Here is an 826-nt window from a genome sequence, read left to right as displayed (position 1 = left end):
GCGTGCTCCGGCGTGACGGGTACAGGTGCATGGCCCGCACACAGGGCAGGGCCGTGTGTGGCATGCCTGCCCCGTACGTAGGCAAGGACGACGCCGACGAGGTAGTCGCACTCGTGCCCCACGCCACGCACCTGAGCAGGTGCGCTGACATGGGTAACGCTGATCCTCGGCGCGACCTCATGTCGTACCGCAACGCACGCGCTGCCCTGAAGGCGCGCACTCGTAAGCACGGCACGCCTTGTTGGCTGTGCGGTCAACCCTTCGACTGGTCCTTGCACCACCTCGACGCGATGGCCTTCACTGCCGACCACGTAACGCCACTGGCACGCGGCGGGCGACATCACGGGCCCGCTGAAGCCTGCTCACAGGCGCTGTAACAGCCGCAGGAACGACGGCAGACACGAGACGCGGCTCCCCACCACCCGACGCTCGGTAGGCCGCTCACGGCCCGCCCAGGCATCGATAGGCCCCCTGGGGGATGACCCCTCGGGGTGGCCTGCACGTCGTCTCTTGGCATACGGCGTTTCTCTCCCCACGATCTCACATCCACAGTTAGGCCTCTGACCTGGGGTTTTACACCTCGGCCGAGTGAGCCTCGAGATACGCCTAGAGGAGTGCCCTGTGAGCCGCCCCAGCCTCTCCGCGGCCGTCTCCGGCGGCTCCCACCGCGCGTCCCTCGAACGCCCTCCGCGACTACCTCGCGGACGCGCTCGACCAGACCGACACGCCCCCCGCGACCAAGCCCCCGCTTGCCCAACCGCCTTCAGGCGGTCCTGGCCGAGCTCGCCGAGATGGACAAGGAGGGCGACGATGAACTCGACGACCT

Source organism: Promicromonospora kroppenstedtii DSM 19349, assembly GCF_000515355.1.
GTDB classification, from domain to species: domain Bacteria; phylum Actinomycetota; class Actinomycetes; order Actinomycetales; family Cellulomonadaceae; genus Promicromonospora; species Promicromonospora kroppenstedtii.
This window is presented reverse-complemented; position numbering follows the sequence as displayed.